At 71.7% G+C, this 24220-nt stretch carries 20 protein-coding genes and 1 pseudogene; 13 read left to right on the top strand and 8 right to left on the bottom strand.

The features are described from left to right. Nucleotides 1-4: 4 nt before the first annotated feature. The 5 genes from ACFYNL_RS22555 (at nt 5) to ACFYNL_RS22535 (ending at nt 8100) form a co-directional block, all read left to right on the top strand. Nucleotides 5-1969 (top strand): Xaa-Pro dipeptidyl-peptidase, encoded by a 1965-nt coding sequence (locus ACFYNL_RS22555; protein ID WP_388806333.1) that lies wholly within the window; start codon nt 5-7, stop codon nt 1967-1969. Beyond that, a complete protein-coding gene (locus ACFYNL_RS22550; RefSeq protein ID WP_388806331.1) occupies nt 1966-3237 on the top strand; it encodes a M14 family metallocarboxypeptidase in 1272 nt (423 codons plus the stop codon). The genes ACFYNL_RS22555 and ACFYNL_RS22550 overlap by 4 nt, the downstream gene beginning before the upstream one ends. An 89-nt stretch (nt 3238-3326) precedes the next feature. After that, nucleotides 3327-5027, top strand: coding sequence for a BCCT family transporter (locus tag ACFYNL_RS22545; protein ID WP_388806329.1), 1701 nt, complete (start codon nt 3327-3329; stop codon nt 5025-5027). A 147-nt stretch (nt 5028-5174) separates the two neighbouring features. After that, nucleotides 5175-6197, top strand: coding sequence for an oxidoreductase (locus tag ACFYNL_RS22540; RefSeq protein WP_388806328.1), 1023 nt, complete (start codon nt 5175-5177; stop codon nt 6195-6197). 205 nt (nt 6198-6402) lie between these two features. Beyond that, nucleotides 6403-8100 carry an ABC-F family ATP-binding cassette domain-containing protein gene (locus tag ACFYNL_RS22535; RefSeq protein ID WP_388806326.1) on the top strand — a complete coding sequence of 566 codons (1698 nt, stop codon included), beginning with the start codon at nt 6403-6405 and terminating at the stop codon, nt 8098-8100. 73 nt (nt 8101-8173) lie between these two features. Here the strand turns inward: ACFYNL_RS22535 and ACFYNL_RS22530 are convergent, their stop codons facing one another. From ACFYNL_RS22530 to ACFYNL_RS22515, 4 genes are all read right to left on the bottom strand, one after another. After that, complete coding sequence (locus tag ACFYNL_RS22530; RefSeq protein ID WP_388806324.1) at nt 8174-8728, bottom strand: putative glycolipid-binding domain-containing protein; 555 nt, start codon at nt 8726-8728, stop codon at nt 8174-8176. 71 nt (nt 8729-8799) lie between these two features. Continuing rightward, nucleotides 8800-11172 (bottom strand): Tex family protein, encoded by a 2373-nt coding sequence (locus tag ACFYNL_RS22525; RefSeq protein WP_388806322.1) that lies wholly within the window; start codon nt 11170-11172, stop codon nt 8800-8802. 104 nt (nt 11173-11276) lie between these two features. After that, nucleotides 11277-11408 carry an LPFR motif small protein gene (locus ACFYNL_RS22520; protein ID WP_252100478.1) on the bottom strand — a complete coding sequence of 44 codons (132 nt, stop codon included), beginning with the start codon at nt 11406-11408 and terminating at the stop codon, nt 11277-11279. A gap of 477 nt (nt 11409-11885) precedes the next feature. Beyond that, complete coding sequence (locus tag ACFYNL_RS22515) at nt 11886-12755, bottom strand: hypothetical protein (RefSeq protein WP_388806320.1); 870 nt, start codon at nt 12753-12755, stop codon at nt 11886-11888. Between the two features lie 113 nt (nt 12756-12868). On the opposite strand from ACFYNL_RS22515, the pseudogene ACFYNL_RS22510 reads away from it, so the two are divergent. Then, nucleotides 12869-13832: pseudogene (locus ACFYNL_RS22510) on the top strand (GlxA family transcriptional regulator). Between the two features lie 25 nt (nt 13833-13857). Further along, the gene (locus tag ACFYNL_RS22505) at nt 13858-14493 is read left to right on the top strand and encodes a DJ-1/PfpI family protein (protein ID WP_388806318.1); all 636 of its coding nucleotides are present in this window, start codon (nt 13858-13860) and stop codon (nt 14491-14493) included. On the opposite strand, the gene ACFYNL_RS22500 is transcribed toward ACFYNL_RS22505, so the two are convergent. Next, nucleotides 14480-15238: an enoyl-CoA hydratase/isomerase family protein gene (locus tag ACFYNL_RS22500; protein WP_388806316.1), complete on the bottom strand. Its 759-nt coding sequence runs from the start codon at nt 15236-15238 to the stop codon at nt 14480-14482. The two genes, ACFYNL_RS22505 and ACFYNL_RS22500, sit on opposite strands and share 14 nt — an antisense overlap. Nucleotides 15239-15361: 123 nt before the next feature. On the opposite strand from ACFYNL_RS22500, the gene ACFYNL_RS22495 reads away from it, so the two are divergent. Together ACFYNL_RS22495 and ACFYNL_RS22490 are read left to right on the top strand one after the other, a co-directional pair. Further along, complete coding sequence (locus ACFYNL_RS22495) at nt 15362-16003, top strand: HdeD family acid-resistance protein (RefSeq protein ID WP_388806314.1); 642 nt, start codon at nt 15362-15364, stop codon at nt 16001-16003. Nucleotides 16004-16177: 174 nt separating this feature from the next. Beyond that, nucleotides 16178-16687, top strand: a complete 510-nt coding sequence (locus ACFYNL_RS22490) for an ATP-binding protein (protein ID WP_388807280.1) — start codon at nt 16178-16180, stop codon at nt 16685-16687. 24 nt (nt 16688-16711) lie between these two features. Here the strand turns inward: ACFYNL_RS22490 and idi are convergent, their stop codons facing one another. The 3 genes from idi to galE form a co-directional block, all read right to left on the bottom strand. Continuing rightward, the gene (idi, locus tag ACFYNL_RS22485) at nt 16712-17305 is read right to left on the bottom strand and encodes an isopentenyl-diphosphate Delta-isomerase (RefSeq protein ID WP_388806312.1); all 594 of its coding nucleotides are present in this window, start codon (nt 17303-17305) and stop codon (nt 16712-16714) included. 187 nt (nt 17306-17492) lie between these two features. Continuing rightward, nucleotides 17493-18434, bottom strand: coding sequence for a cation diffusion facilitator family transporter (locus tag ACFYNL_RS22480; RefSeq protein WP_388806310.1), 942 nt, complete (start codon nt 18432-18434; stop codon nt 17493-17495). 158 nt (nt 18435-18592) lie between these two features. Then, nucleotides 18593-19564 (bottom strand): UDP-glucose 4-epimerase GalE, encoded by a 972-nt coding sequence (gene galE, locus ACFYNL_RS22475; protein WP_388806307.1) that lies wholly within the window; start codon nt 19562-19564, stop codon nt 18593-18595. A 281-nt stretch (nt 19565-19845) separates the two neighbouring features. Between galE and ACFYNL_RS22470 the strand changes: the two genes are divergently transcribed. The 4 genes from ACFYNL_RS22470 to ACFYNL_RS22455 are packed head-to-tail and all read left to right on the top strand — an operon-like array spanning nt 19846 to nt 24218. Next, nucleotides 19846-21663 (top strand): DUF5941 domain-containing protein, encoded by a 1818-nt coding sequence (locus ACFYNL_RS22470; RefSeq protein WP_388806305.1) that lies wholly within the window; start codon nt 19846-19848, stop codon nt 21661-21663. Continuing rightward, nucleotides 21660-22412, top strand: a complete 753-nt coding sequence (locus tag ACFYNL_RS22465; RefSeq protein ID WP_388806303.1) for a sugar phosphate nucleotidyltransferase — start codon at nt 21660-21662, stop codon at nt 22410-22412. The genes ACFYNL_RS22470 and ACFYNL_RS22465 overlap by 4 nt, the downstream gene beginning before the upstream one ends. Then, nucleotides 22400-23461 carry an iron-containing alcohol dehydrogenase family protein gene (locus tag ACFYNL_RS22460; RefSeq protein WP_388806301.1) on the top strand — a complete coding sequence of 354 codons (1062 nt, stop codon included), beginning with the start codon at nt 22400-22402 and terminating at the stop codon, nt 23459-23461. The genes ACFYNL_RS22465 and ACFYNL_RS22460 overlap by 13 nt, the downstream gene beginning before the upstream one ends. Continuing rightward, nucleotides 23439-24218: a CDP-alcohol phosphatidyltransferase family protein gene (locus ACFYNL_RS22455; protein WP_388806299.1), complete on the top strand. Its 780-nt coding sequence runs from the start codon at nt 23439-23441 to the stop codon at nt 24216-24218. The genes ACFYNL_RS22460 and ACFYNL_RS22455 overlap by 23 nt, the downstream gene beginning before the upstream one ends. Nucleotides 24219-24220: the final 2 nt, after the last annotated feature.

The following is a 24220-nucleotide window of genomic DNA, read 5'->3' as shown; positions in this document are numbered from 1 at the left end:
GCGCATGCCGATACGCATGCGCTTCACGATCTGGAGACCGCTCGCGACGGCGGCCACGGTCGCTCTGCTGGCCGCGTTCCTCACCCCCCTGACGGCGCAGGCCGCCCCGCGGGAGAGCCGCCCCGTCCACTCGTACGAGAACGCCGTCCGCGAGGCCGTCTGGGTGGACACCGGACTCGACCTCGACCGCGACGGCAGGCACGACCGCGTCGCCGTGGACATCGTCCGGCCCCGCGAAGCCGCCCAGCAGGGCCGCAAGGTGCCCGTCATCATGGACGCCAGCCCGTACTACTCCTGCTGCGGGCGCGGCAACGAGAGCCAGAAGAAGACGTACGACGCGAACGGCGACGTCGACCGGATGCCGCTGTTCTACGACAACTACTTCGTGCCCCGCGGCTACGCCGTCGTCGGCGTCGACCTCGCCGGCACCAACCGCTCCGACGGCTGCGTGGACGTGGGCGGACGCTCCGACATCCTCTCCGCGAAGGCCGTCGTCGACTGGCTGAACGGCCGCGCCACGGCGTACACGACCCGCACCGGAACCACCGAGGCCGACGCGTCGTGGACCGACGGCCGCACCGGCATGATCGGCAAGAGCTGGGACGGCACCATCGCCAACGGGGTCGCCGCCACCGGCGTCGAGGGTCTGGAGACCATCGTCCCGATCAGCGCCATCTCCTCCTGGTACGACTACTACTTCCAGCAGGGCGCCCCGCTGTACGACTCCGGTCCGGACTGGCTGTCCAACTACGTCGACAGCCCCGACGCCCGCGCCAAGTGCGGTGCCGTCCAGCAGACGCTGGTCGAGGGAGCCCCGCGCAGCGGCGACTGGACGCCGCTGTGGAGCGAGCGGGACTACGTCAAGGACGCGCGGAAGGTCAGGGCGAGCGTCTTCCTGATCCACGGCATGCAGGACCTCAACGTCCGGATGAAGCACGTCGGCCAGTGGTGGGACGCCCTGGCGAAGCACGGCGTCGAGCGCAAGATCTGGCTCTCCCAGACCGGCCACGTCGACCCCTTCGACTTCCGCCGCGCCGCATGGGTGAAGACCCTGCACCGCTGGTTCGACCACGAACTCCTCGGCCACGACAACGGCATCGACCGCGAGCCGATGGCCGACATCGAACGCCACCCCGACCAGTGGGTCACCTCCAAGGTCTGGCCGCCGCGCGGCACCGCCGGCACCACCCTGCGTCCCGCCGACGGCCCCCACCCGGGCGTGGGCACGCTCGGCCTGCGCAAGGACAAGGGCACCGAGACCTTCACCGACGACCCGCAGCACAGCGAGGCCGACTGGGCCGCGCACATCGACACGCCCACCCCCGACAAGGCGGGCTTCGTGACCGGTCCGCTCAGCCGCGACCTGCGTCTGTCCGGCTCCTCGAAGGTCACCGTGACCGCGACCCCGAGCACCTCGACGGCCCACCTGTCGGCCGTCCTGGTCGACCTCGGCCCCGACACCATCCGCGACTACGCCGCGAGCGGCGAAGGCATCAGCACCCTCACCGAGCGCACCTGCTGGGGCGAGAGCACCACGGGTGACAGCGCCTGCTTCAAGGAGACCAGGGCCAGGACGGCCGACGTCGACCACACGGTCGTCAGCCGGGGCTGGGCGGACCTCGGCAACCACGCCTCCGACCTGCGGGGCGAACCGCTCACCCCGGGCAGGCCGTACACCATCACCCTCGACCTGGCGGCCACCGACCACGTCGTCCCGGCCGGTCACCGCCTCGCCCTGATCGTCGCGGGCACGGACAAGGACCTCATCGACCCCCCGTCGACCAGGCCGACCCTCACCCTCGACCTCTCCCGTACGAAGGCCCGCGTCCCGCTGGTCGGCGGCGCCCACGCGTTCGCGCGCGCCACCGCCGGCTCGCCGTCCGCCGCTGCCACCCCTCTGCACGGCGCTCCGCTGCACGGCGTCGGCGCACCGCACACCGTCCACCGCATCCCGGAGGGAGGCCGGTGACCACCATCCGAACCCTCACCGTGACCGCGGCGGCCGTCGCCGCAAGCCTCGTGGCCGTCCCCGCCCACGCCACCGACTCCCCGCCCCGCACCGGCTTCGAGACGTCGAACGGCGCCCGCTGGACCAGCCAACCCGAGGAACAGCAGTTCCTGGCGGCCGTCGACCGGGCGAGCGAGCGGGTCTCCGTCGCCCGCATCGGCACCACGAAGCAGGGCCGCCCGCTCCAGGTCGTCCGCATCGGCACCCGGCCCAGCCCCCACAAGGTGCTGCTGGTGTGCAGCCAGCACGGTGACGAGCCCTCCGGCCGCGAGGCCTGCCTGTCCACCGTCCGCGACCTCGCCCACACCGAGGACCGGCGCACCCGGCACTTCCTGGAACACACCACCCTGCTGGTCGTGCCCACCGCCAACCCGGACGGCCGGGCCGCCGACACCCGCGGCAACAGCGACGGCGTGGACATCAACCGCGACCACCTCGCGCTGCAGACCGCCGAGGGTCGCGCCATGGCCGCCCTCATCCGCGACCAGCGCCCCGACGTCGTCTACGACCTGCACGAGTACGGCGCCACACCCCCGTACTACGACAAGGACCTGTTCGACCTGTGGCCGCGCAACCTCAACACCGACGCGCACGTCCACGAGGAGGCGCAGACCCTGTCCGAGTCGTACGTACGCCCCGCCGCCGCGCACGCCGGCCACACCACCGGCACATACGGGATCTGGACCGACCCGGTCACCGGTGAACCGATCAGGCAGGTGGCCGGTGACGGCCAGGAACGCATCCTGCGGAACATGTCCGGAATCAAGCACTCGGTCGGCCTGCTCATCGAGAGCCGCGTCGACCCGCTCACGGACGCCGAGAAGGCCGACGAGGCCCTGAACAACCGGCGCCGGGTGAACTCCCAACTCGCCGCTCTCAAGGGACTGTTCCGGTTCAGCGGCGAGCGAAGGGGGCAGGTCGAGGCGGCGACCGGCCTGGCCCGCCTCGCCGGATACACCGACACCGGGCCCGTCCACCTGGGCGGCGCGGACAACGACCCGCCCGACCCGGCCGAGGTGATCCAGGACCCGCCCTGCGGCTACCGGCTCACCGCCGACCAGTACACGCAGGTCAGGGATGAACTGGCCCTGCACGGGGTGAAGGCGAGACCGACCGCCGCGGGCGCGCTGGTCCCGCTCCGCCAGTCACTGCGCGCGCTCGTCCCGCTCCTCCTCGACGAGCGCGGCCCGTACCACATCACAGCAGGTGAGCCCGACACCGACTGCTGAAACGGATCTGATCGGCGGAATCTGTGGTAGGTCCTGGGAGACGACGTGAGGCCCGGCGTATCCAGCGTTTTCCCGGGAAGGTGCCGCAGATGACTGACGACCTGAAGAAGAGAGGTGGCCGGGAAGGTCCGTCGGACGTTTCCGGCCACCAGACGGACCGTGTGGTCTTCGGCGTCACCGCCGTGATCACCCTGGCCTTCGTGATCTGGGGCTGGGCCGCCACGGACTCGCTGGAGAGCGTGTCCACGAAGATGCTGAACGGCCTGATCCACAACGGCGGCTGGGCCTTCATGCTGGCCGCCTCGGGATTCGTGGTGTTCGCCCTGTGGCTCGCGATCAGCCGCTACGGCCGCATCCACCTCGGCGCCGAGGGCGAGGAACCCGAGTTCAAGACCGTGTCCTGGGTGGCGATGATGTTCAGCGCCGGCATGGGCATCGGCCTGATGTTCTACGGTGTCAGCGAGCCGCTCTCGCACTACAACGCCCCACCGCCGGGCACCAGCCCCGCCGACTCCGCCGAGCGCATGGAGACGGCGATGGCCACCACCCTCTTCCACTGGACCCTGCACCCCTGGGCGATCTACGCGGTCGTCGGCCTCGGCATCGCCTACAGCACCTACCGTCGCCGCCGTCGCCAGACCATCAGCGCGGTCTTCACCCCGCTCATCGGGGAGAAGCACGCCAACGGCGCCGTCGGTCGGGGCATCGACGTGCTCGCGATCATCGCCACCGTCTTCGGCTCCGCGGCCTCCCTGGGGCTCGGCGCACTCCAGATCGGCTCCGGCTTCCAGGAGCTGAACTGGATGGACGACGTCAGCACCGGCCTGCTCGTCGCGATCATCGCCGTGCTGACCCTGGCCTTCGTCGCCTCGGCGGTCTCCGGCATCGAGCGGGGCATCCAGTGGCTGTCCAACACCAACATGGTGCTCGCCCTGATCCTCGCCCTGTTCGTGTTCGTCGCCGGTCCCACGATCATCGTGCTCGACCTGCTGCCCACCTCGATCTTCTCCTACCTGGGCGACCTGCCCCAGCTCGCCGGCCGAACCGAGGCCAGCGGCGGCGAGGGCGTCGCGGACTGGCTCGGCAGCTGGACCGTCTTCTACTGGGCCTGGTGGATCTCCTGGACGCCCTTCGTCGGCATGTTCATCGCCCGCATCAGCCGCGGCCGCACCATCCGGCAGTTCGTCGGCGGCGTCATCCTCGTACCCAGCACGGTCAGCCTCGTCTGGTTCGCCATCTTCGGCGGTACGGCGATGAAGCTGAGGGAAGGCGGCGCGCTCGGCGGCGAGGACACCGCGGAAGGCCAACTCTTCGGCGTGCTGCAGGAGTTCCCCATCGCCACCGTCACCAGCCTGCTCGTGATGATCCTGGTCGGCATCTTCTTCGTCTCGGGGGCCGACGCCGCCTCCATCGTGATGGGCACGCTCTCCCAGCGGGGCGCCCTCGAACCCGGCCGTTTCGTCGTCGTCTTCTGGGGCGTGGTCACCGGAGCCGTCGCCGCCATCATGCTGCTCGTGGGCAGCGGCCAGGGCGACGCGCTCACCGGACTGCAGAACCTCACGATCCTGGCCGCCGCGCCGTTCGTCCTCGTCATGATCGGCATGTGCGTCGCCCTCATGCGCGACCTGCGCCGGGACCCCATCATCGTGCGCAACGAGATGGGCTCGGAGGCCGTGGAACTCGCCGTGATCGAGGGCCACAAGAGGTACGACGGAGACTTCGAGATCAGGGTCGGCCCGGGCCCCGGCACCGAGACGGAGGGCGACCCGCTGGGCCACGAATACAGCTGAGCGCGCGCCCGCAGGCGGGAGGAGGCGAACCCGGCGCCTCCTCCGCGCCCCGCACGCCTCCCCGGCGCCTGCTCGCTCCCCATGCCCGATGTAGCGGAATATGTCATGCCGCGCTCATATCGGTCCCGTCCTGGGGATACTCACACCATGTCTGCCGAGTACGCGACCTTCGGCCTGGCACCGGCGATGCGTGCCGGTGGCGTCCTCGCCAACGGTGACTACCAGGTGCACCGGGACTTCGTGGACTTCATCGTCGACGGACGCCCGCTGCTGTTCCAGCTCTCCGACCTCGACGCCGTCTCCCCGCTCGCCTCCGACGTCCCGCCCGCCATCTTCACCGCACAGGTACGCAGCCTGCTCCTGGAGGCCCACGCACCGCTGCCCGGCGGCCGATACGTGATCTACGGCTGCCCGGACTGCGAGGACCTCGCCTGCGGCGCCGTCACCGCCGTCATCGACAAACAGGGTGACGACTACATCTGGCGGGACTTCGCCTGGCAGACCGACGAACGAGCCGACCTGGAGCTCAACGGCTACCACGGCATCGGACCCTTCCGCTTCCACGGCGCCCAGTACCGCGCCGCGCTCGGCTCCCTCCTCGACCGCGACTCCGGGCCGCCGCGCCGCCGGGTGCTCCTCATCGGGGCCCGCGTCGCGCTCCTCGCCAAACTGGCCGCCGCCCTGCGCACCATCGGCATCGGCGCCGACATCACCCATGACGTGGGCGGCGTCCCCGCCGACGAGCTGCGCGCCTACGGCGCCGTCGCCTTCGGCCGCGCGGTCGAAGACCAGCAGCGTGCCGCCGTACGCCGTGCCTTCGCGGACGCCGGCGTCGACGTGGCGTACGTCGACGGCCTCGCGCCGATCGTGCCGCTGCTCGTCGCTCAGATCGAACACGCCCTGGACCGCAGTCCGGTGGAGCAGCGCCGGCTGACCCGCCTGGTGGCCGCCGACGGCGAGGCGGGCGTCGAGGTCACCTCGCCCTGCCGGGTCCAACTCACCGCGTACCGCCTCGACCGCCTGTACCGCACCCACACCCACGAGATCTTCGACGGCATCCTGGAACCGGGCCGCCACCGCATCGCGCTGGACGCCAGAACGGTGAAGGGGGAGGCGTTCGTGGTGGCCCGGACGTCGGGGAGCGTACTGGTGGAGGCGGTGGCCCCCTAGGGGATGGTACGAGGAGGGGCGCGGCGCCGTGCCGTCGGTCGCCCGCGGGTTCGTCGCCGCTGGTGGCGAGGGTTCTGGTGGGTTCGTAGCGGGCGGGTGGCGCGGCTGCCGTGCTCCTCACGGGGCGCCGAGCGCCCTGCCACGGGGCCCCGCGCCCCGGAACCCCGACGCGGCCGAGGCGGCGCGGCCACTAGGATCGCCCTCTGTGACCGCCACCCTCGTCGTCAAGAACCTCGCCGCCGGCCACGGCGACCGCTCCCTGTTCAGCGGGCTCGATCTCGTCGTCGCGCCCGGTGATGTGATCGGCCTGGTCGGGGCCAACGGCGCGGGCAAGTCCACGCTCCTCAGGATGCTCGCCGGGCTGACCGCACCGGAGGAGGGCGAGCTGCGGCTCTCTCCGCCGACCGCGACCGTCGGTCACCTGCCGCAGGAGCCGGAGCGACGGCCCGGCGAGACCGTGCGGGGGTTCCTGGCCCGCCGCACCGGCGTCACCGAGGCGCAGCGGGTGATGGACGAGGCGACGCAGGCCCTCGTCGACGGGGCGCCGGGCGCGGACGACGCGTACGCGACCAGCCTGGAGCGCTGGCTGGACCTCGGCGGCGCGGACCTGGACGAGCGTGCCGAGGAGGTCGCCGACTCCCTGGGCCTCGCCGTCGACCTCGACCAGCCGATGACCTCCCTGTCGGGCGGCCAGGCCGCCCGCGCGGGCCTCGCCTCCCTGCTCCTGTCCCGGTACGACGTCTTCCTGCTCGACGAGCCGACGAACGACCTCGACCTCGACGGCCTGGAGCGCCTGGAACGCTTCGTCACCGGGCTGCGCGCCGGCACCGTGGTCGTCAGCCACGACCGCGAGTTCCTCAGCCGCACCGTCACCAAGGTCCTCGAACTCGATCTCGCCCAGCGGCAGATCAACCTGTACGGGGGCGGCTACGAGGCCTACCTGGAGGAGCGGGAGGTGGCCCGCAGGCACGCCCGCGACGACTTCGAGGAGTACGCCGACAAGAGGGCGGCCCTCCAGGACCGGGCGCAGATGCAGCGCGCCTGGATGGACAAGGGCGTCAAGAACGCCCGGCGCAGGGCGGGCAACGACAACGACAAGATCGGCCGCAAGTTCCGCAGCGAGGCCAGTGAGAAGCAGGCCGCGAAGGCCCGCCAGACCCAGCGCATGATCGAGCGCCTGGAGGTCGTCGAGGAGCCCCGCAAGGAGTGGGAGCTGCGTATGGAGATCGCGTCGGCACCCCGCTCGGGCGCGGTGGTCGCGACCCTGCGGGACGCCGAGGTCCGACGCGGCGACTTCACCCTCGGCCCGGTGTCCCTCCAGATCGACTGGGCGGACCGGGTGGCCGTCACCGGCGCCAACGGCGCGGGCAAGTCCACACTGCTGGCCGCTCTTCTCGGCCGCGTCGAGCTCACCGCGGGCCAGGCGTCGCTCGGCTCAGGCGTGCTGGTCGGCGAGGTCGACCAGGCCCGCAAGCTCTTCCACGGCGAGGAGTCCCTGCTCGACGCCTTCTGCGCTGCCGTCCCGGACACGGAGCCCGTCGAAGTCAGAACCCTCCTGGCCAAGTTCGGCCTGACGAGGGACCACGTCCTGCGTTCGGCGGCCACTCTGTCGCCCGGCGAACGCACCCGCGCCGCCCTCGCCCTCCTCCAGGGCAGGGGCGTCAACCTGCTGGTCCTGGACGAGCCCACCAACCACCTCGACCTGCCCGCCATCGAGCAGTTGGAGTCGGCCCTGGACGCCTACGAGGGCACGCTGCTCCTGGTCACCCACGACCGCCGCATGCTCGACGCCGTCCACGTCACCCGCCGCCTGGAGGTCGCCGACGGCAAGGTGACGGAACGCCAGGGGTCTGGCGTTCACGCACCCCGGGCCCGCGGCAGCCGCTCGCCCAAGGTGTCGTGAAGGCTCGGTTCGCGGCGGTCGACGAGGGACAGCGCGCCCCGGCGCCGCTGTACTGCGGGACGGCCGGAACGGCTCAGTCGCCGAGCCGGGTCGCCAGCCCCGGGTAGTCGACGACGAACCCGTCGTCGTCGAACGTGATGTCGCTGCGGAAGTCACCGGAGACGAAGCGGATGCCGCCCTGTTCCAGCCGTGTGTACGTCTGCCGTGACGGCAGCACGGCCAGGTCCGGCACGGACACCCACGCCATCAGGAACGAGGCTTCCCCGGGCGCCCCGTGCAGGCCGTGCCGCAGCACCGGCATCGTGTTGGTGAGCGGACACCGGCCGAGGTCGCAGTCGAGGGCACCGTCGACGTCGGGCAGGTGCGCGCCGTTCGCCGTCCAGCGGCCGGCTCCGTCGTGCCGCAGATCGAGCGTGCGGACACCTGCCGCCGACTCGGCGGTGACCCGCAGCCGACGTGTCACGAAACCGTCGGCTGTGTCCAGTTCGTACGAGATCCAGTAGGGCTCCGGCACCGTCCCCACGGCCCGGCCGCGGCCCTTCAGGAAATCCTCGCCGAACTCGACCCAGGCGGTCTCGAGCCCTCTGCTCCCCGCCACTTCCCAGGTGATGACACGCGTTGTCGGCATCCCGCCACCTTACGGGCGAAACGGCCCGGACCCTCCATGTCGCACCGGAGGGGCCGGGCCCGAGTGTCGGCTCAGCGCCTGCCCTTGTCGGGGTTGAGAAGCCCCGCGCGACGCAACGCGTCGGCCATCGCGCTGTTGGCGGGCGGCGGCGCCTGGCGGGAGCCGCCCCCGCCACCTCCGCCGCCGCGCCCCTGCCGCTGCTGCGGCGGCCGTCCGCCCCGCTGCCGGCGCTCACCGCCGCCGCCCTGCTGCCCCTGCGGAGCCGCGTCGTCGTCGAGGCGCAGCGTCAGGGAGATCCGCTTGCGCGGGATGTCGATGTCGAGGACCTTCACCTTGACGATGTCACCGGGCTTCACCACGTCCCGCGGGTCCTTGACGAAGGTCTTCGACATCGCCGAGACATGCACCAGCCCGTCCTGGTGGACACCGACGTCCACGAACGCCCCGAAGGCGGCCACGTTCGTCACCACACCCTCCAGGACCATCCCGGACGCCAGGTCGGAGATCTTCTCGACGCCCTCCTTGAAGGTGGCCGTCTTGAAGGCCGGCCGCGGGTCGCGCCCGGGCTTCTCCAGTTCCTTGAGGATGTCCGTCACGGTCGGCAGACCGAAGGTCTCGTCCACGAAGTCGTCCGGCTTCAGCGAGCGCAGCACGCCCGTGTTGCCGATCAGCGCGGCCACCTCCTGGCCGGAGGTCTTCACCATGCGCCGGACGACCGGGTACGCCTCGGGGTGCACGCTGGAGGCGTCCAGCGGGTCGTCGCCGCCGCGGATGCGCAGGAACCCCGCGCACTGCTCGTAGGCCTTCGGGCCCAGCCGCGCCACCTTCTTCAGCTGCGTACGGGACTTGAAGGGGCCGTTGGCGTCCCGGTGCGCCACGATGTTCTCGGCCAGCCCCGAGGTGATGCCGGAGACCCGGGCGAGCAGCGGCGCCGACGCCGTGTTGACGTCCACGCCCACACCGTTGACGCAGTCCTCGACCACTGCGTCCAGCGAGCGCGACAGCTTCACCTCGGACAGGTCGTGCTGGTACTGGCCCACACCGATCGACTTGGGGTCGATCTTCACCAGCTCGGCGAGCGGGTCCTGGAGCCGGCGGGCGATGGAGACCGCGCCGCGCAGCGACACGTCCATGTCGGGAAGCTCCTGCGAGGCGAACGCGGACGCCGAGTACACCGAGGCGCCGGCCTCGGACACCATCACCTTGGTGAGCTTCAACTCCGGGTGCTTGGTGATGAGTTCACCGGCGAGCTTGTCGGTCTCGCGAGAGGCCGTGCCGTTGCCGATCGCGACCAGTTCGACCGCGTGCTCCTTCGCCAGCCGGGCCAGCTTCGCGATCGCCTCGTCCCACTTGTTGGCCGGGACGTGCGGGTAAATGACGTCCGTCGCGACGACCTTGCCGGTCGCGTCGACCACCGCCACCTTCACACCCGTACGGAATCCGGGGTCCAGGCCCAGCGTCGCGCGCGTGCCGGCGGGGGCGGCGAGCAGCAGGTCCCGGAGGTTGGCCGCGAACACCCCCACGGCCTCGTCCTCGGCGGCCGTGCGCAGGCGCAGCCGCAGGTCGATGCCGAGGTGCACCAGGATCCGGGTCCGCCAGGCCCAGCGGACCGTGTCCGTGAGCCACTTGTCGCCGGGGCGGCCGCGGTCGGCGATCCCGAACTTCGAGGCGACGATCCCCTCGTACGACGACGGGCCGTCCGTGGCCTCCTCCGGCTCCAGGACGAGGTCGAGGACCTCCTCCTTCTCGCCGCGCAGCATCGCCAGGATCCGGTGCGAGGGCAGCTCGGTGAAGGGCTCGGCGAAGTCGAAGTAGTCGGCGAACTTCGCGCCCGCCTCCTCCTTGCCCTCGCGCACCTTGGCCGACAGCCGTCCGCGCACCCACATGCGCTCACGCAGCTCGCCGATCAGGTCGGCGTCCTCCGAGAACCGCTCCGTGAGGATCGCCCGCGCGCCCTCCAGGGCGGCCTGCGGATCGGCGACCCCCTTGTCGGCGTCGACGAACGCGGCGGCGGCCGCCAGCGGCTCGACGGTCGGGTCGCCGAGGAGCCCCTCGGCGAGGGGCTCCAGCCCGGCTTCCCGCGCGATCTGCGCCTTGGTCCTGCGCTTGGGCTTGTACGGGAGGTAGATGTCCTCCAGCCGCGCCTTGGTCTCGGCCCCGCGGATCTGTGCTTCCAGCTCCTCGGTCAGCTTGCCCTGCTCGCGCACCGAGTCGAGGATGGCCGACCGCCGCTCCTCCAGCTCCCGCAGGTAACGCAGCCGCTCCTCGATCGTGCGCAGCTGCGCGTCGTCGAGCATCTCGGTCGCTTCCTTGCGGTAGCGGGCGATGAAAGGCACCGTCGAACCGCCGTCCAGCAGCTCCACGGCAGCCTTCACCTGCCGCTCCCGTACGCCGAGCTCCGCGGCGATCCTGCCTTCGATGGACCCTACGAGGGGTGTCGTCACGATCCCGTCCCGCCTTCTCACTGAGGTTGCGCGGCAATTGTGGCAGGTGACACCGACAACCGGGGATCAGGGCGGCTCCCCGGCCGGTCGCGGCGGGGACGGAATCAGGCCCTGCGGCTGCGCGTACTGCTGGAGGCACCGCCGAAGAGCCGGGCCAGCGCCCGGAACGGCAGTGTCACCACGGTCGCGATGGCGCCGCCGATCTGACGCAACACGTCTGCTATTGCACGGAACACGTGATCCACCTTTCCTCTCCCCGGCCACGACGGCCGGCTGAGGACCGGGTACCGCAGTGCACGCCGGCCATGCGGGAAGGCGGTCACGGGTTCCTTTTCGGCCAACTGAGCCGTGCCCGCCCCCGGCTCGCCCCGGCCGCCCCCGGCTCGCCCCGGCCGCCCCCGGCTCGCCCCGGCGCGGGCCCGCGCTTGGCATCCGGGCGCCCTTCGCCGATGTCCATGGGCTTGGCGCCTGGCATCCGGGCCTCCGTCGTCGGCCGTTCATGGGTTTGGCGCCTGGCATCCGGGCCTCCGTCGCCGGTCGTTCATGGGTTTGGCGCCTGGCATCCGGGCCTCCGTCGCCGGTCGTTCATGGGTTTGGCGCCTGGCATCCGGGCCTCCGTCGCCGGTCGCCCATGGGCGTCGCGCCCGGCATCCGGGCGCCCGGCCCCGGCGTCATCGAGCCCCGCTCCTGCGCCCAGGCGCCCGCGCCGACGCTCAGCCCTTCCCGATCAGGTCCGCCGGGAAGGCCCCCGCCACCGCCGCCGCCCGTGCGAAGCCCGCACCGAGTTCCGTGAGCCGCGCGACCCCCTCCGCGCCGAGGTGCTCGTACGGTGCCCGGTCCAGCCGGTCCGTCTCGGCCTCGATCTCCTCGCGCAGGGCGACGCCCTCCGGTGTCAGCTCACCCTCCTCGTCCAGGAGCCCCCGGGCGCGCAGCCTCCCGGACGCCGCGTCCCAGTCCTCCTGGGTCCAGCCACGCGTGGTGTACACCCACTTCGGCGTCATGCCCTTGCCGGTCGCGGTGTGGGTGACCACGGCTTCCAGCCCGTCGAGTCCCGCCGACACCAGCACGGCGAGGTGCCCGTCGCCCCGGTGCTCGCGCAGCAGGGTGGCCGCGTGGAAGTACGCCAGGTGCGGCTCCTCGGGGACCGGCAGGTCGGCGTGGGCCGAGTACAGCGGCCGGGCGCTGCGGGAGCAGGCCTCGGCGGCCCGGAGCGCGAGCCGTGCGGCCTGAGCCATCTCCGGGGAGCTGAGCGCGTCCGCGCCGAGCAGGCGCCGCATCGAGGCGTCCACGGCACGCGCGCGTGCCGCCAGTACGTCCTCGGGCGAGGCGATCGCCCAGACCGCGGGGACGTGCCGGGCCACCAGCTCGTGCTTGTAGTTGTAGAACGCGGCCGTCACCGCGCCCGCGCCGACCGGCCCCAGCGCGGCGGCGCGCACCGCGAAGTTGACGGCCCGGGGGTGCGTGATGCCGAGTGCGGCCGCTTCCTGGCCCAGTTCGGGGGCGAAGTAGGAGGTCGCGTGCAGGGTGTTGAGGGCGTTGTGGCAGCGGCGACCGGCTCGGGGCTCAAGGGCTGCAGAAGTCATGAGCCGGAGGTTACCAACCGCTTGGTACGTAACGGGAGGGCCTGCGGGGCATGGCAGGAAAGGTGGGCCACCCGTCATTGCGGCCGTCCCGTGAGCCGCGAAGAATCGGTGCCATGGCGCAGCGGACCGTTCTCTTCGTGCTCTTCGACGACGTGCAGAGCCTCGACGTCACCGGGCCCCTGGAAGTGTTCATGGGGGCCGAGAAGCACATGCCGGGCACCTACGGCGTCCGGACCGCCTCCCTGGACGGCGGTCCGGTCCGCACCTCCAGCGGCCTGACCGTCGTACCGGACGCACGCGCTCGCCGACGTCCCCGAACCGCCGCACACCCTCGTCGTCCCGGGCGGTGCGGGCACGCGCAGCCCTCGACCCGCCCTGGCCGACTGGCTGCGCGAGCACGGCCCCCGCGCGGAGCGCCTGGTCTCCGTGTGCACCGGCGCGATCCTGCTGGCCGCGGCCGGGCTGCTGGACGGTCGCCGGGCCACGACCCACTGGGCGTACTGCGACAAGCTCGCCCGCGACCACCCGGCCGTCGAGGTCGACCCGGAACCGATCTATGTGCGCGACGGACATGTCGCCACCTCCGCCGGTGTGACCTCGGGCATCGACCTCGCTCTCGCCCTGGTCGAGGAGGACCTGGGCCGGGACGTGGCCCTCGGCATCGCCCGCCACCTGGTCGTGTTCCTGCGCCGCCCCGGCAACCAGGCACAGTTCAGCGCCCAGCTCGCCGCCCAGACCGCCCGGCGCGAACCCCTGAGGGAAGTCCAGCGCTGGATCACCGAGCAGCCCGACGCCGACCTCACCGTGGAGGCGCTCGCCGCCCGCGCGAGCCTCTCCCCGCGCCACTTCGCCCGCGCCTTCCGGGCCGAGACCGGCATGACGCCCGGCCGGTACGTCGACCGCGTCCGCCTCGAACACGCCCGGCGCCTGCTGGAGGACACCGGCGACGGCGTCGAGGAGATCTCCCGCGCCAGCGGCTACGGCACCCCCGAGGCCATGCGGCGCGCCTTCGTCAAGAACCTCGGGACGCCCCCGGTCGAGTACCGCCGCCGGTTCCGCCCCGCAACCGCCCAGTGAGCCCCCGCCGAAAGGGAAGCCGCCCATGCAGATCGCGATGGTCCTCTACGACCGCTTCACCGCTCTCGATGTCGTGGGGCCCTACGAGGCCCTCAGTCGCATCCCGGACACGACTGTCCACTTCGTCGCCGCGCAGGCCGGTCCCGTGCGCGCCGACACCGGGTTCCTCGCTCTCACGGCGGACAGGACACTGGCCGAGGTGCCGCACCCCGATGTCGTCGTGGTGCCGGGCGGCCCGGGAACCTTCGCCGAGATCGAGAACGAGGTCCTCCTGGAGTGGCTGAGGACCGCCGACGCCACGAGCACCTGGACGACGTCCGTGTGCAGCGGCTCGCTGCTCCTGGGCGCCGCGGGCCTCCTGAGGGGCCGCCGCGCCACCTCCCACTGGCTCACCCTGGACTTCCTGCCGCAGTACGGCGCCGAGCCCACCGGCGAGAGGGTCGTGTCCGACGGCAAGTACGTCACCGCAGCCGGGGTCTCCTCCGGCATCGACATGGGTCTGGCACTGGTAGGGAAGATCGCCGGTGACGAACACGCCCAGGCCGTGCAGCTGTTGACCGAGTACGACCCGCAGCCGCCCTACGACGCGGGCTCCCCGCAGAAGGCCCCCGCCCACCTCGTCGAGGAGTTCCGCACGAACAGCCGCTTCAGCTTGATGTAGCGCCCGTGGTCCAGGTGAAGCGCGGCTGCCTGCGTTCCAGGAACGCGGCGACACCCTCCGCGGTGTCGCCGCTCGCCCGTGCCTGCCCCGCCCAGTGGTCGTCGCGATCGGTGCGCCCGTTCGCGAACTCCTTCGCCGCGGCCTGCGTCAGCTGCGAGCGCGACACCAGGATCCGAGCGAGCTCCGCGACCCGCTTGTCCAGTTCGCCCTCCGGCAGCACCTCGTCCACCAGACCGGTGCGCAGCGCCCGTTCCGTGTCGATCAACTCGCCCGAGAACAGGAGGTACTTGGCGGTTGCGGGCCCCACCAGCGACACCAACCGCCGGGTGGAGGAGGCCGGATACACGATCCCGAGCTTCGCCGGTGTCACCCCGAACAGCGCCCCCTCCCCGGCGAACCGCAGATCGCACGCCGCCGCGAGCTGCGACCCGCCTCCCACGCAGTGCCCCTTGATCGCCGCCAGCGTCGGCTTGGGGAAGGCGGCCAACGCCTCCTCGGCGGCCACGGCGAGCCCCTGCGCCTCCCGGGGCGACCCCTGGAGCGTGGAGATGTCGGCGCCCGCGCAGAAGGTTCTGCCCTCACCGGTGACCACCAGTGCCCGTACGGCAGGGTCGGCGGCCAGTGTGTCCAGCAGCGGCGGCAGCGCCCGCCACATCGCGGCCGTCATCGCGTTGCGCTTGGCCGGGTGGTGGATGACGACGGTGGCGACCGAGTCGGCGACGCTGTGCAGCAGCTGGGGCTCCATGGCCCGGATGCTATCCGGCCGCGTCGAACGGCCGATCAGGGAGGGTCGAACCGTCGAGTTACGACACACGGCGCAAAGGGGACTCGGAGGGAGGGGCCGACGGGGGTCGATCGAGGAGGCGCGATGGGCAGGTCCAGGTCCACCAGGCCCACGGGCGAGGCGGCGAAGATGCGGCGGGGCTTCAGCTGGCTGGGCGCGCTCGGCGTCCTGCTGGTCCTCGCCGGTCTCGTGGGCCTCGTCTACACCGGCTTCGCCACCCTGACCTCGATGATCCTGTTCGGCTGGCTGCTGCTGATCGGCGGTGTCGTGGGGCTGCTGCACGCGGTCCAGGCGCGCGGCAGCAACTTCTTCTGGCTGGGCGTGGTCGTGGCGGCGCTGAACATCGCGGCGGGCGTCGTGGTGATCCGCCGGCCGGAGGCGGCGGCCGAGGCGCTGGCCATGTTCGCCGCCCTGCTGTTCCTCACCGGAGGGCTGTTCAGGCTGGTGGGCGCCCTGGTGGTACGCGGCCCGCAGTTCGGCTGGACCCTGGTCCAGGGTGCCTTCGACCTGCTCCTCGGCATCCTGGTGCTCAGCACGTGGCCGAGCAGCCGGTACGTCATCGGCGTGCTCTTCTCGCTCGTGCTGCTCTTCGACGGACTCGGTCTGATCGCGACCGGCTTCGGCGGACGCCATATCGTCGGCATGGTCTCCGAACGCCTCGCGGACGAGGCCGAAGCGCGGCGGGCGCCTGACGCAGAGCCTGTCAAACCCGTACAACCCGAATAGTTCGTCAAGTCGGCAGGAGCGGGACAGGAGCGGTCCCACATCTGACGGTGTCATACGCCAACGATCAGAAACGCTCGATACCTGCTGACTTGTGTTCAGTGCCATGGTCCGGCCCTGCGCGTTACCAACACTCGACGTGTGGTGACAATCGAGCGCGAGGGTGGCGACCGGACGATGGAGAACCACGGGCGCGGGTCCGGCCCACGCCCAGCAGGCGGCGCGGACGAGCCCCTCGATCAGCGGCCGCCGAATCCACTGCCGTACGAGGGCGTCTGGCGGTTCACCGCCCCGGCCGTGGACGCCTCCGTCCCACAGGCACGGCACGCCGTGCGGGACCTGCTGTACCGCCAGGGGGTGCCGGTGCCGGACGACCTGGTCCAGGGGCTGCTGGTGATCGTCTCGGAGCTGGTCACGAACGCCGTCCGGCATGCGGCGCTGCTGTCACCGATGCTCGCCGTGGAGGTCGCCGTGGGCGCCGAGTGGCTGCGGGTCTCCGTGGAGGACAACCACCCCTACCGCCCGACCGCGCTGGAGGCGGACCACGGCCGGACGGGCGGCCGCGGCCTGCTCCTGGTGCGCGAGATCACGCGGGAGGCGGGCGGGGTGTGCGATGTCGAGCACACGGCGAACGGCGGCAAGGTGATCTGGGCCGCCGTTCCGCTCAAACCCGTGCACGTGCCCTGACACCCGCCCGCCGGGCCCGGCTCGTCACCAGCCGGCCGACGGGCCCGTCAGCTCCCTGATCGCGGGGCGGGCCGCGTCGAGCACGGTCATGAACCACGAAGAGAAGGTGTCCTTGGCGTGCCGCTCCGCCAGTTCGGCGGCGGTGACGAACGCGACCTCGCCCACCTCCTCCTGGTCCGGCCGCACCGGGGCCTGCACCATGCCGACGAAGAGGTGGTTGTACTCCTGCTCCACCAGGCCCGAGTCCGGGTCGGGGTGGTTGTAGCGGACCGTCCCCGCCTCGGCGAGCAGCGACGGGGAGACGCCGAGTTCCTCGTGCGTCCGCCGGGCCGCGGCCGCGAAGGGCGCCTCGCCGGGGTAGGGGTGACCGCAGCAGGTGTTGGACCACACGCCGGGGGAGTGGTACTTGCCGAGCGCCCGCCGCTGGAGCAGCAGCCGGCCGTACTCGTCGAAGAGGAACACGGAGAAGGCGCGGTGCAGCTGCCCCGGCGGCTGATGGGCGGCGAGCTTCTCCGCGGTGCCGATCGTCACACCGTTCTCGTCGACCAGTTCCAGCAAAATCGCGTCTGCGGCGCCGTTCGACGGGCTGTGTGTCGCGGTCGCAGGTGTGATCGGCATAGCCATCCTTCACGTCGGTCTTCGCGCCCCAAGTGTGCCGTACGAATCCGGCACTCCCGGCAGTTGATCGTGCCCGGCGCGGCGGGCACGGAACCGTCCGAAGGGGCGCTGTGGGCATGAGGACGCGACCGACCACCGGATCGCTGCATTCCGACCGTACTGGCGTCTTGTCGGACCGTACGGATGTTCAGTGACAGAGCCGCGCCTCGTGCTCGGCGTGCCCGCTCGGCTCCAGCTGGAAGGTGCAGTGCTCCACGTCGAAGTGGTCCCCGAGACAGCCCTGGAGCTCGTGCAGCATCTTCTCGTGGCCGATCGCGTTGAGGATGTCGGAGCTGACCACCACGTGCGCCGACAGCACCGGCATGCCGGACGTGATCGTCCAGGCGTGCAGATCGTGGACGTCCTCGACGCCGTCGAGAGCGAGTATGTGGGACCGCACCTCGGCCATGTCGACGCCCTTCGGAGCCGACTCCAGCAGCACGTCGAGGGTCTCGCGCAGCAGCTTGAAGGTGCGCGGCACGATCATCAGGCCGATGACCAGCGAGGCGATCGGGTCGGCGGCCTGCCAGCCGGTGACCAGGATGATCGCCGCCGAGACCAGCACCGCGAGCGAGCCGAGCGCGTCCGCCGCCACCTCCAGGAACGCGCCGCGTACGTTCAGGCTCTCCTTCTGGCCCCGCATCAGCAGCGTCAGCGAGATCATGTTCGCGACCAGGCCGATCGCGCCGAACACGATCATCAGGCCGCCCTCGGTGTCCGCCGGCGTGAAGAACCGCTCGACGGCCTCGTACAGGACGTAGCCACCTACGCCCAGCAGGAGCAGGCAGTTCGCGAGGGCGGCGAGGATCTCCGCGCGGGCGTAGCCGAAGGTGCGCTTCGTGCTCGGCGGGCGGTTCGCGAAGTGGATCGCGAGCAGGGCCATCCCCAGGCCCACCGCGTCCGTCGCCATGTGCGCCGCGTCCGCGACCAGGGCGAGCGAGTCGGCGACGGCGCCCCCGACGATCTCGACGAGCATGACGGCGAGCGTGATCGACAGCGCGACGCGCAGCCTTCCGCGATACGCGGCAGCAGCCGTACCGCTCGTCGGCACGTGCGTGTGCCCGTGCCCGTGGTCGTGCCCAGCCCCCATGAGAAAGCCGCCCTTCTGCGGTCCGTCGGATGATCGGATGTGCGTTCCGGGATCACAGTCAACTACGGGTGGGGGGTATCGGGCAACGCGGCACTGAACACCGTTGTCATGTGCCCTGACCTGCGGAAACGAGTCCGCAGGTCAGAGCTTTCGGGCGGTCAGCCGCCGTGGTGCAGCAGCCAGCCCCGCCACGCCGACTCGACCATCTCGCGTACCCCGCGCCGGGCCGTCCAGCCGAGTTCCGCGGCGGCGAGCGAGGCCGAGGCGACCGCGCGGGGGGAGTCCCCGGGACGCCGCGCCTCGACGAGCGCGGGCCGCCGGTCCCCGGTGACCTCGCCGATCACCGTGATCAGCTCGCGCACGGACACCCCCTCGCCGCGACCGATGTTGACCGTCAGGTCGCCGCCGATGTCCGGGTCCGTCAGCCGTCGAGCCGCCGCCAGGTGCGCCTCGGCGAGGTCGGCCACATGGATGTAGTCACGGACGCAGGTGCCGTCCGGCGTCGGATAGTCGTCGCCGAAGATCCGCGGGGCCTCGTCCCGGGTGAGCCGGTCGAAGACCATCGGGACGATGTTGAAGACGCCCGTGTCGGCCAGCTCGGGCGAAGCGGCCCCGGCGACGTTGAAATAGCGCAGGCACACCGTCGCGATGCCGTGCGCCCGGCCCGCCGCCCGCACCAGCCACTCCCCGGCGAGCTTGGTCTCGCCGTACGGGTTCACCGGCGCGCACGCGGTGTCCTCCGTGATCAGGTCGACGTCCGGGGCGCCGTAGACGGCCGCGGACGACGAGAACACGAACCGCTTGATCCCGGCCTCGGCCACCGCCTCCAGGAGCGTGCCGAGACCGCCCACGTTCTCCTGGTAGTAGCGCGTCGGCCGTGCCACGGACTCACCGACCTGCTTGCGCGCGGCGAGATGCACCACCCCCGTCACCGCGTGCTCGGCGAACACCCGCTTGAGCAGCTCGCCGTCCAGCGACGAGCCCTCGACGAGCGGGATCCGCGACGGGAGCCGCGCGGGAACCCCGGCCGAGAGGTCGTCCAGTACGAGAACGCGCTCGCCGGCGTCGGTCATGGCCCGCGCCACATGTGCCCCGATGTAGCCGGCTCCGCCTGTGATCAGCCATGTCATGGTGGCCCACCCTATGTCGAGGCACCGGCGCCGGATGCAATGTCCCCGATGCCCCGGTCTGCGGGCGCGGGTTTGTGGGCCGGCCCCCGGATCCCCGATGATGATCGCGGCGAGGCGCCGGGCGAACCACGTTGATCGCTCCGCCGAACGGGTGGTGAACGCAGGCTTCCAACCATCCGATAGCCTCTGCCGACATGCCGCTCGGCCGTCACCGGCAAGGGGCGCCCCCACACATGCACATGACCGGCGCGGACACGCCGGCACCCAGGGAGTGAGTTCGGTTGTCGACCGCCATCCTCACCGGTCAGCCGGTCCCCGGATCGTCGATCGAGGGCGATCTGCGGTCCCTCGGCTACGACGTGCGGGTCGCCACCGACCCGGCCGACGCCGAGACCCTCCTCGCCCAGGTGCCCGGCGACCAGCGGGTCGCCGTCGTCGACGCCCGTTTCGTCGGCCACCTGCACGCCCTGCGCCTAGGCCTGACCGACCCGCGCTTCCCGCTCGCCGCGATCCCGGGCGCCGTGACCGCCCAGGCCGCCGGACGGCAGGCCCTGACCCGTGCCATGGCCCGCGAGACCTCCGCGGACGGCGGCGCGGCGGTCGCCGTGGACAGCCTCGCCGACCGCGTCGTCACCGCCCTCGACGCCGACGGCACCGACGTGCACCGCCCCGAGCTCGGCAGCCTGGTCGCCGTGGTCCCGGCCGACCCGCAGACCCGCAACGAGGCCCGGCAGTCCGTCGCCTCCGTCGACGACGAGGCCGTACGCCTGAGGTCGGCCGTGAAGGCCCGCGACGGCTTCTTCACGACGTTCTGCATCAGCCCGTACTCCCGCTACATCGCCCGCTGGTGCGCCCGCCGGGGTCTGACCCCGAACCAGGTCACCACCGCCTCCCTGGTCACCGCCCTCATCGCGGCGGGCTGCGCGGCCACCGGCACCCGGGGCGGCTTCGTCGCGGCCGGCGTCCTGCTGATCTTCTCCTTCGTACTCGACTGCACCGACGGTCAGCTCGCCCGCTACTCCCTGCAGTACTCCACGCTCGGCGCCTGGCTCGACGCCACCTTCGACCGGGCCAAGGAGTACGCCTACTACGCGGGCCTCGCCCTGGGCGCGGCCCGCGGCGGCGACGACGTGTGGGCCCTCGCCCTCGGCGCGATGGTCCTGCAGACCTGCCGGCACGTCGTCGACTTCTCCTTCAACGAGGCCAACCACGACGCCACGGCCAACACCAGCCCCACCGCCGCCCTCTCCGACAAGCTCGACAGCGTCGGCTGGACGGTGTGGGTGCGCCGGATGATCGTCCTGCCGATCGGCGAGCGCTGGGCGATGATCGCGGTGCTGACGGCGCTCACCACCCCCCGCATCACCTTCTACGCGCTGCTCGTCGGCTGCGCCTTCGCGGCGACGTACACCACGGCGGGCCGTGTGCTGCGCTCGCTCACCCGCAAGGCACGGCGCACCGACCGCGCCGCCAAGGCGCTGGCCGACCTCGCGGACAGCGGAGCGTCAGCGGCCGGCCTGGCCTCGCTGCTGCGCAAGCTGCCCGCCAGGGGACCGCTCGGCTCCCGCGCCTTCGTCGCCCTGCCCGGCGCCGCCCTGGTGGTGCTCGCCGCCGCCCTGGAGGGCTACGGCAGTGCCCTGCCCGCGGCCCTCGCCGTGCTGTACGTGCTCACCTCCGCGGCCGCCGTCGCCCTGCCGCTCAAGGGCGCCCTCGACTGGCTGGTCCCGCCCCTCTTCCGCGCCGCCGAGTACGGCACCGTCCTGATCCTCGCGGCCAAGGCGGACGTGAACGGAGCCCTTCCTGCGGCTTTCGGGCTGGTGGCCGCGGTCGCCTACCATCACTACGACACGGTGTACCGCATCCGCGGCAACGCCGGAGCGCCCCCGGCCTGGCTGGTGCGCGCCATCGGGGGGCACGAAGGACGGACGCTGCTCGTCACCGTCCTCGCCGCGGTGCTCTCCGCCTCGCAGTTCACGGTCGCGCTCACGGTCCTCGCCGTGGCCGTGGCCCTGGTGGTGCTCGTCGAGAGCATCCGCTTCTGGGTGTCCGCCCACCAGGGTGGCGCACCCGCCGTACACGATGAAGGAGAACCCGCATGATCGGCCTCGTGCTGGCGGCCGGCGCCGGACGGCGTCTGCGCCCCTACACCGACAGCCTTCCCAAGGCTCTGGTGCCGGTGGGCCCCGCGGGCATAGAGGGCGAACCCACGGTTCTAGACCTCACGCTCGGCAACTTCGCCGAGATCGGTCTCACCGAGGTCGCGGTCATCGTCGGCTACCGCAAGGAGGCCGTGTACGCGCGCAAGGAGGCGCTGGAGGCGAAGTACGGCCTCAAGCTCACCCTCATCGACAACGACAAGGCCGAGGAGTGGAACAACGCCTACTCCCTGTGGTGCGGCCGTGACGCCCTCAAGGACGGCGTGATCCTCGCCAACGGCGACACCGTCCACCCGGTCTCCGTCGAGAAGACGCTGCTCGCCGCCCGCGGCGACGGCAAGAGGATCATCCTCGCCCTGGACACGGTGAAGGACCTCGCCGACGAGGAGATGAAGGTCGTCGTCGACCCCGACCGGGGCATGACGAAGATCACCAAGCTGATGGACCCCGCCGAGGCCACCGGCGAGTACATCGGCGTCACCCTCATCGAGGGCGACGCCGCCCCCGAGCTGGCCGACGCCCTGAAGACCGTCTGGGAGACCGACCCGCAGCAGTTCTACGAGCACGGCTACCAGGAGCTCGTGAACCGCGGCTTCCGGATCGACGTGGCGCCGATCGGCGACGTCAAGTGGGTGGAGATCGACAATCACGACGATCTCGCCCGCGGACGGGAGATCGCGTGCCAGTACTGACCCGGCTCATCCCCTCGCCGGTCGTCGTGGACATCCGCCCGGGTGCCCTCGACGACCTGGCCTGCGTGCTCGCCGACGAACGCATCTCGCACTCCGGAAAGCTGGCCGTCGCCGTCAGCAACGGCTCCGGGGCCCGGCTCAAGGAGCGGCTCGCTCCCGCGCTGCCCGGCGCCAGCTGGTACGAGGTCGGCGGCGGCACCCTCGACGACGCGGTCCGGCTGGCCAGTGACATAAAGGCCGGCCACTACGACGCGGTCGTCGGCCTCGGCGGCGGCAAGATCATCGACTGCGCCAAGTTCGCCGCGGCACGGGTCGGCCTGCCCCTGGTCGCCGTACCGACGAACCTCGCGCACGACGGCCTGTGCTCGCCGGTCGCCACCCTCGACAACGACGCGGGCCGCGGCTCCTACGGTGTGCCGAACCCGATCGCCGTCGTCATCGACCTCGACGTCATCCACGAGGCACCGGCCCGCTTCGTGCGCGCCGGCATCGGTGACGCCATCTCCAACGTCTCCGCGATCGCCGACTGGGAGCTCGCCCACCGGGTCACGGGCGAGAAGATCGACGGCCTCGCCGCCGCGATCGCCCGCCAGGCCGGTGAGGCGGTGCTCCGGCACCCCGGCGGCATAGGGGACACCGACTTCCTGCAGGTACTGGCCGAGGCGCTGGTGCTGAGCGGTATCGCGATGTCGGTGTCGGGTGACTCCCGCCCGTCCTCCGGGGCGTGCCACGAGATCAACCACGCCTTCGACCTGCTGTTCCCCAAGCGCGCGGCCGCGCACGGCGAGCAGTGCGGTCTGGGCGCGGCCTTCGCGATGTACCTGCGCGGAGCCCACGAGGAGTCGGCCTTCATGGCCGAGGTGCTGCGTCGGCACGGGCTGCCGGTACTGCCGCGTGAGATCGGCTTCACGGACGACGAGTTCGTCCGCGTGGTGGAGTTCGCTCCGCAGACCCGGCCCGGCCGCTACACGATCCTCGAACACCTCGACCTGACAACCGACCAGATCAAGGACATCTACGCCGACTATGTCAAGGCCATCGGTAGCTGAACTCCGCCCCGTCGTTCACCCCGCGGGGGTGAAGGACAGGCGCAGCGGTGAGCACTGGATGGGACGCCTCTACATGCGTGAGGTGTCCCTGCGGGTCGACCGCTACCTGGTGAACACCAGGGTCACGCCCAACCAGCTCACGTACCTGATGACCGTCTTCGGCGTGCTCGCGGCCCCGGCGCTCCTCGTGCCGGGGATCCCGGGTGCCGTGCTCGGTGTGGTGTGCGTCCAGCTCTATCTGCTGCTGGACTGCGTCGACGGCGAGATCGCCCGCTGGAAGAAGCAGTACTCCCTCAACGGTGTCTACCTGGACCGCGTCGGCGCCTACCTCACCGATGCCGCCGTGCTCGTCGGCTTCGGCCTGCGCGCGGCCGACCTGTGGGGCAGCGGCCGTATCGACTGGCTGTGGGCGTTCCTCGGCACCCTGGCCGCGCTCGGCGCGATCCTGATCAAGGCGGAGACCGACCTCGTCGGTGTCGCCCGCCACCAGGCCGGCAAGCCCCCCGTCAAGGAGGCCGCCGCCGAGATGCGCTCCTCCGGCATGGCGCTGGCCCGCAAGGCCGCCGCCGCGCTCAAGTTCCACCGTCTGATCCTCGGCATCGAGGCGTCCCTGCTGATCCTGGCCCTGGCCATCGCCGACCAGGTCCGCGGCGACCTGTTCTTCTCCCGGCTCGGTGTGGCCGTGCTCGCCGGTATCGCGCTGCTGCAGACCCTGCTGCACCTGGTCTCCATCCTCGCCTCCAGCAGGCTGAAGTGAGC

Origin of the sequence: Streptomyces sp. NPDC007808, assembly GCF_042868655.1 — a bacterium.
Classification (GTDB): Bacteria; Actinomycetota; Actinomycetes; order Streptomycetales; family Streptomycetaceae; genus Streptomyces.
Note: the sequence above shows the minus strand (reverse complement) of the source record. Positions and strands in the feature narration are given on the sequence as shown.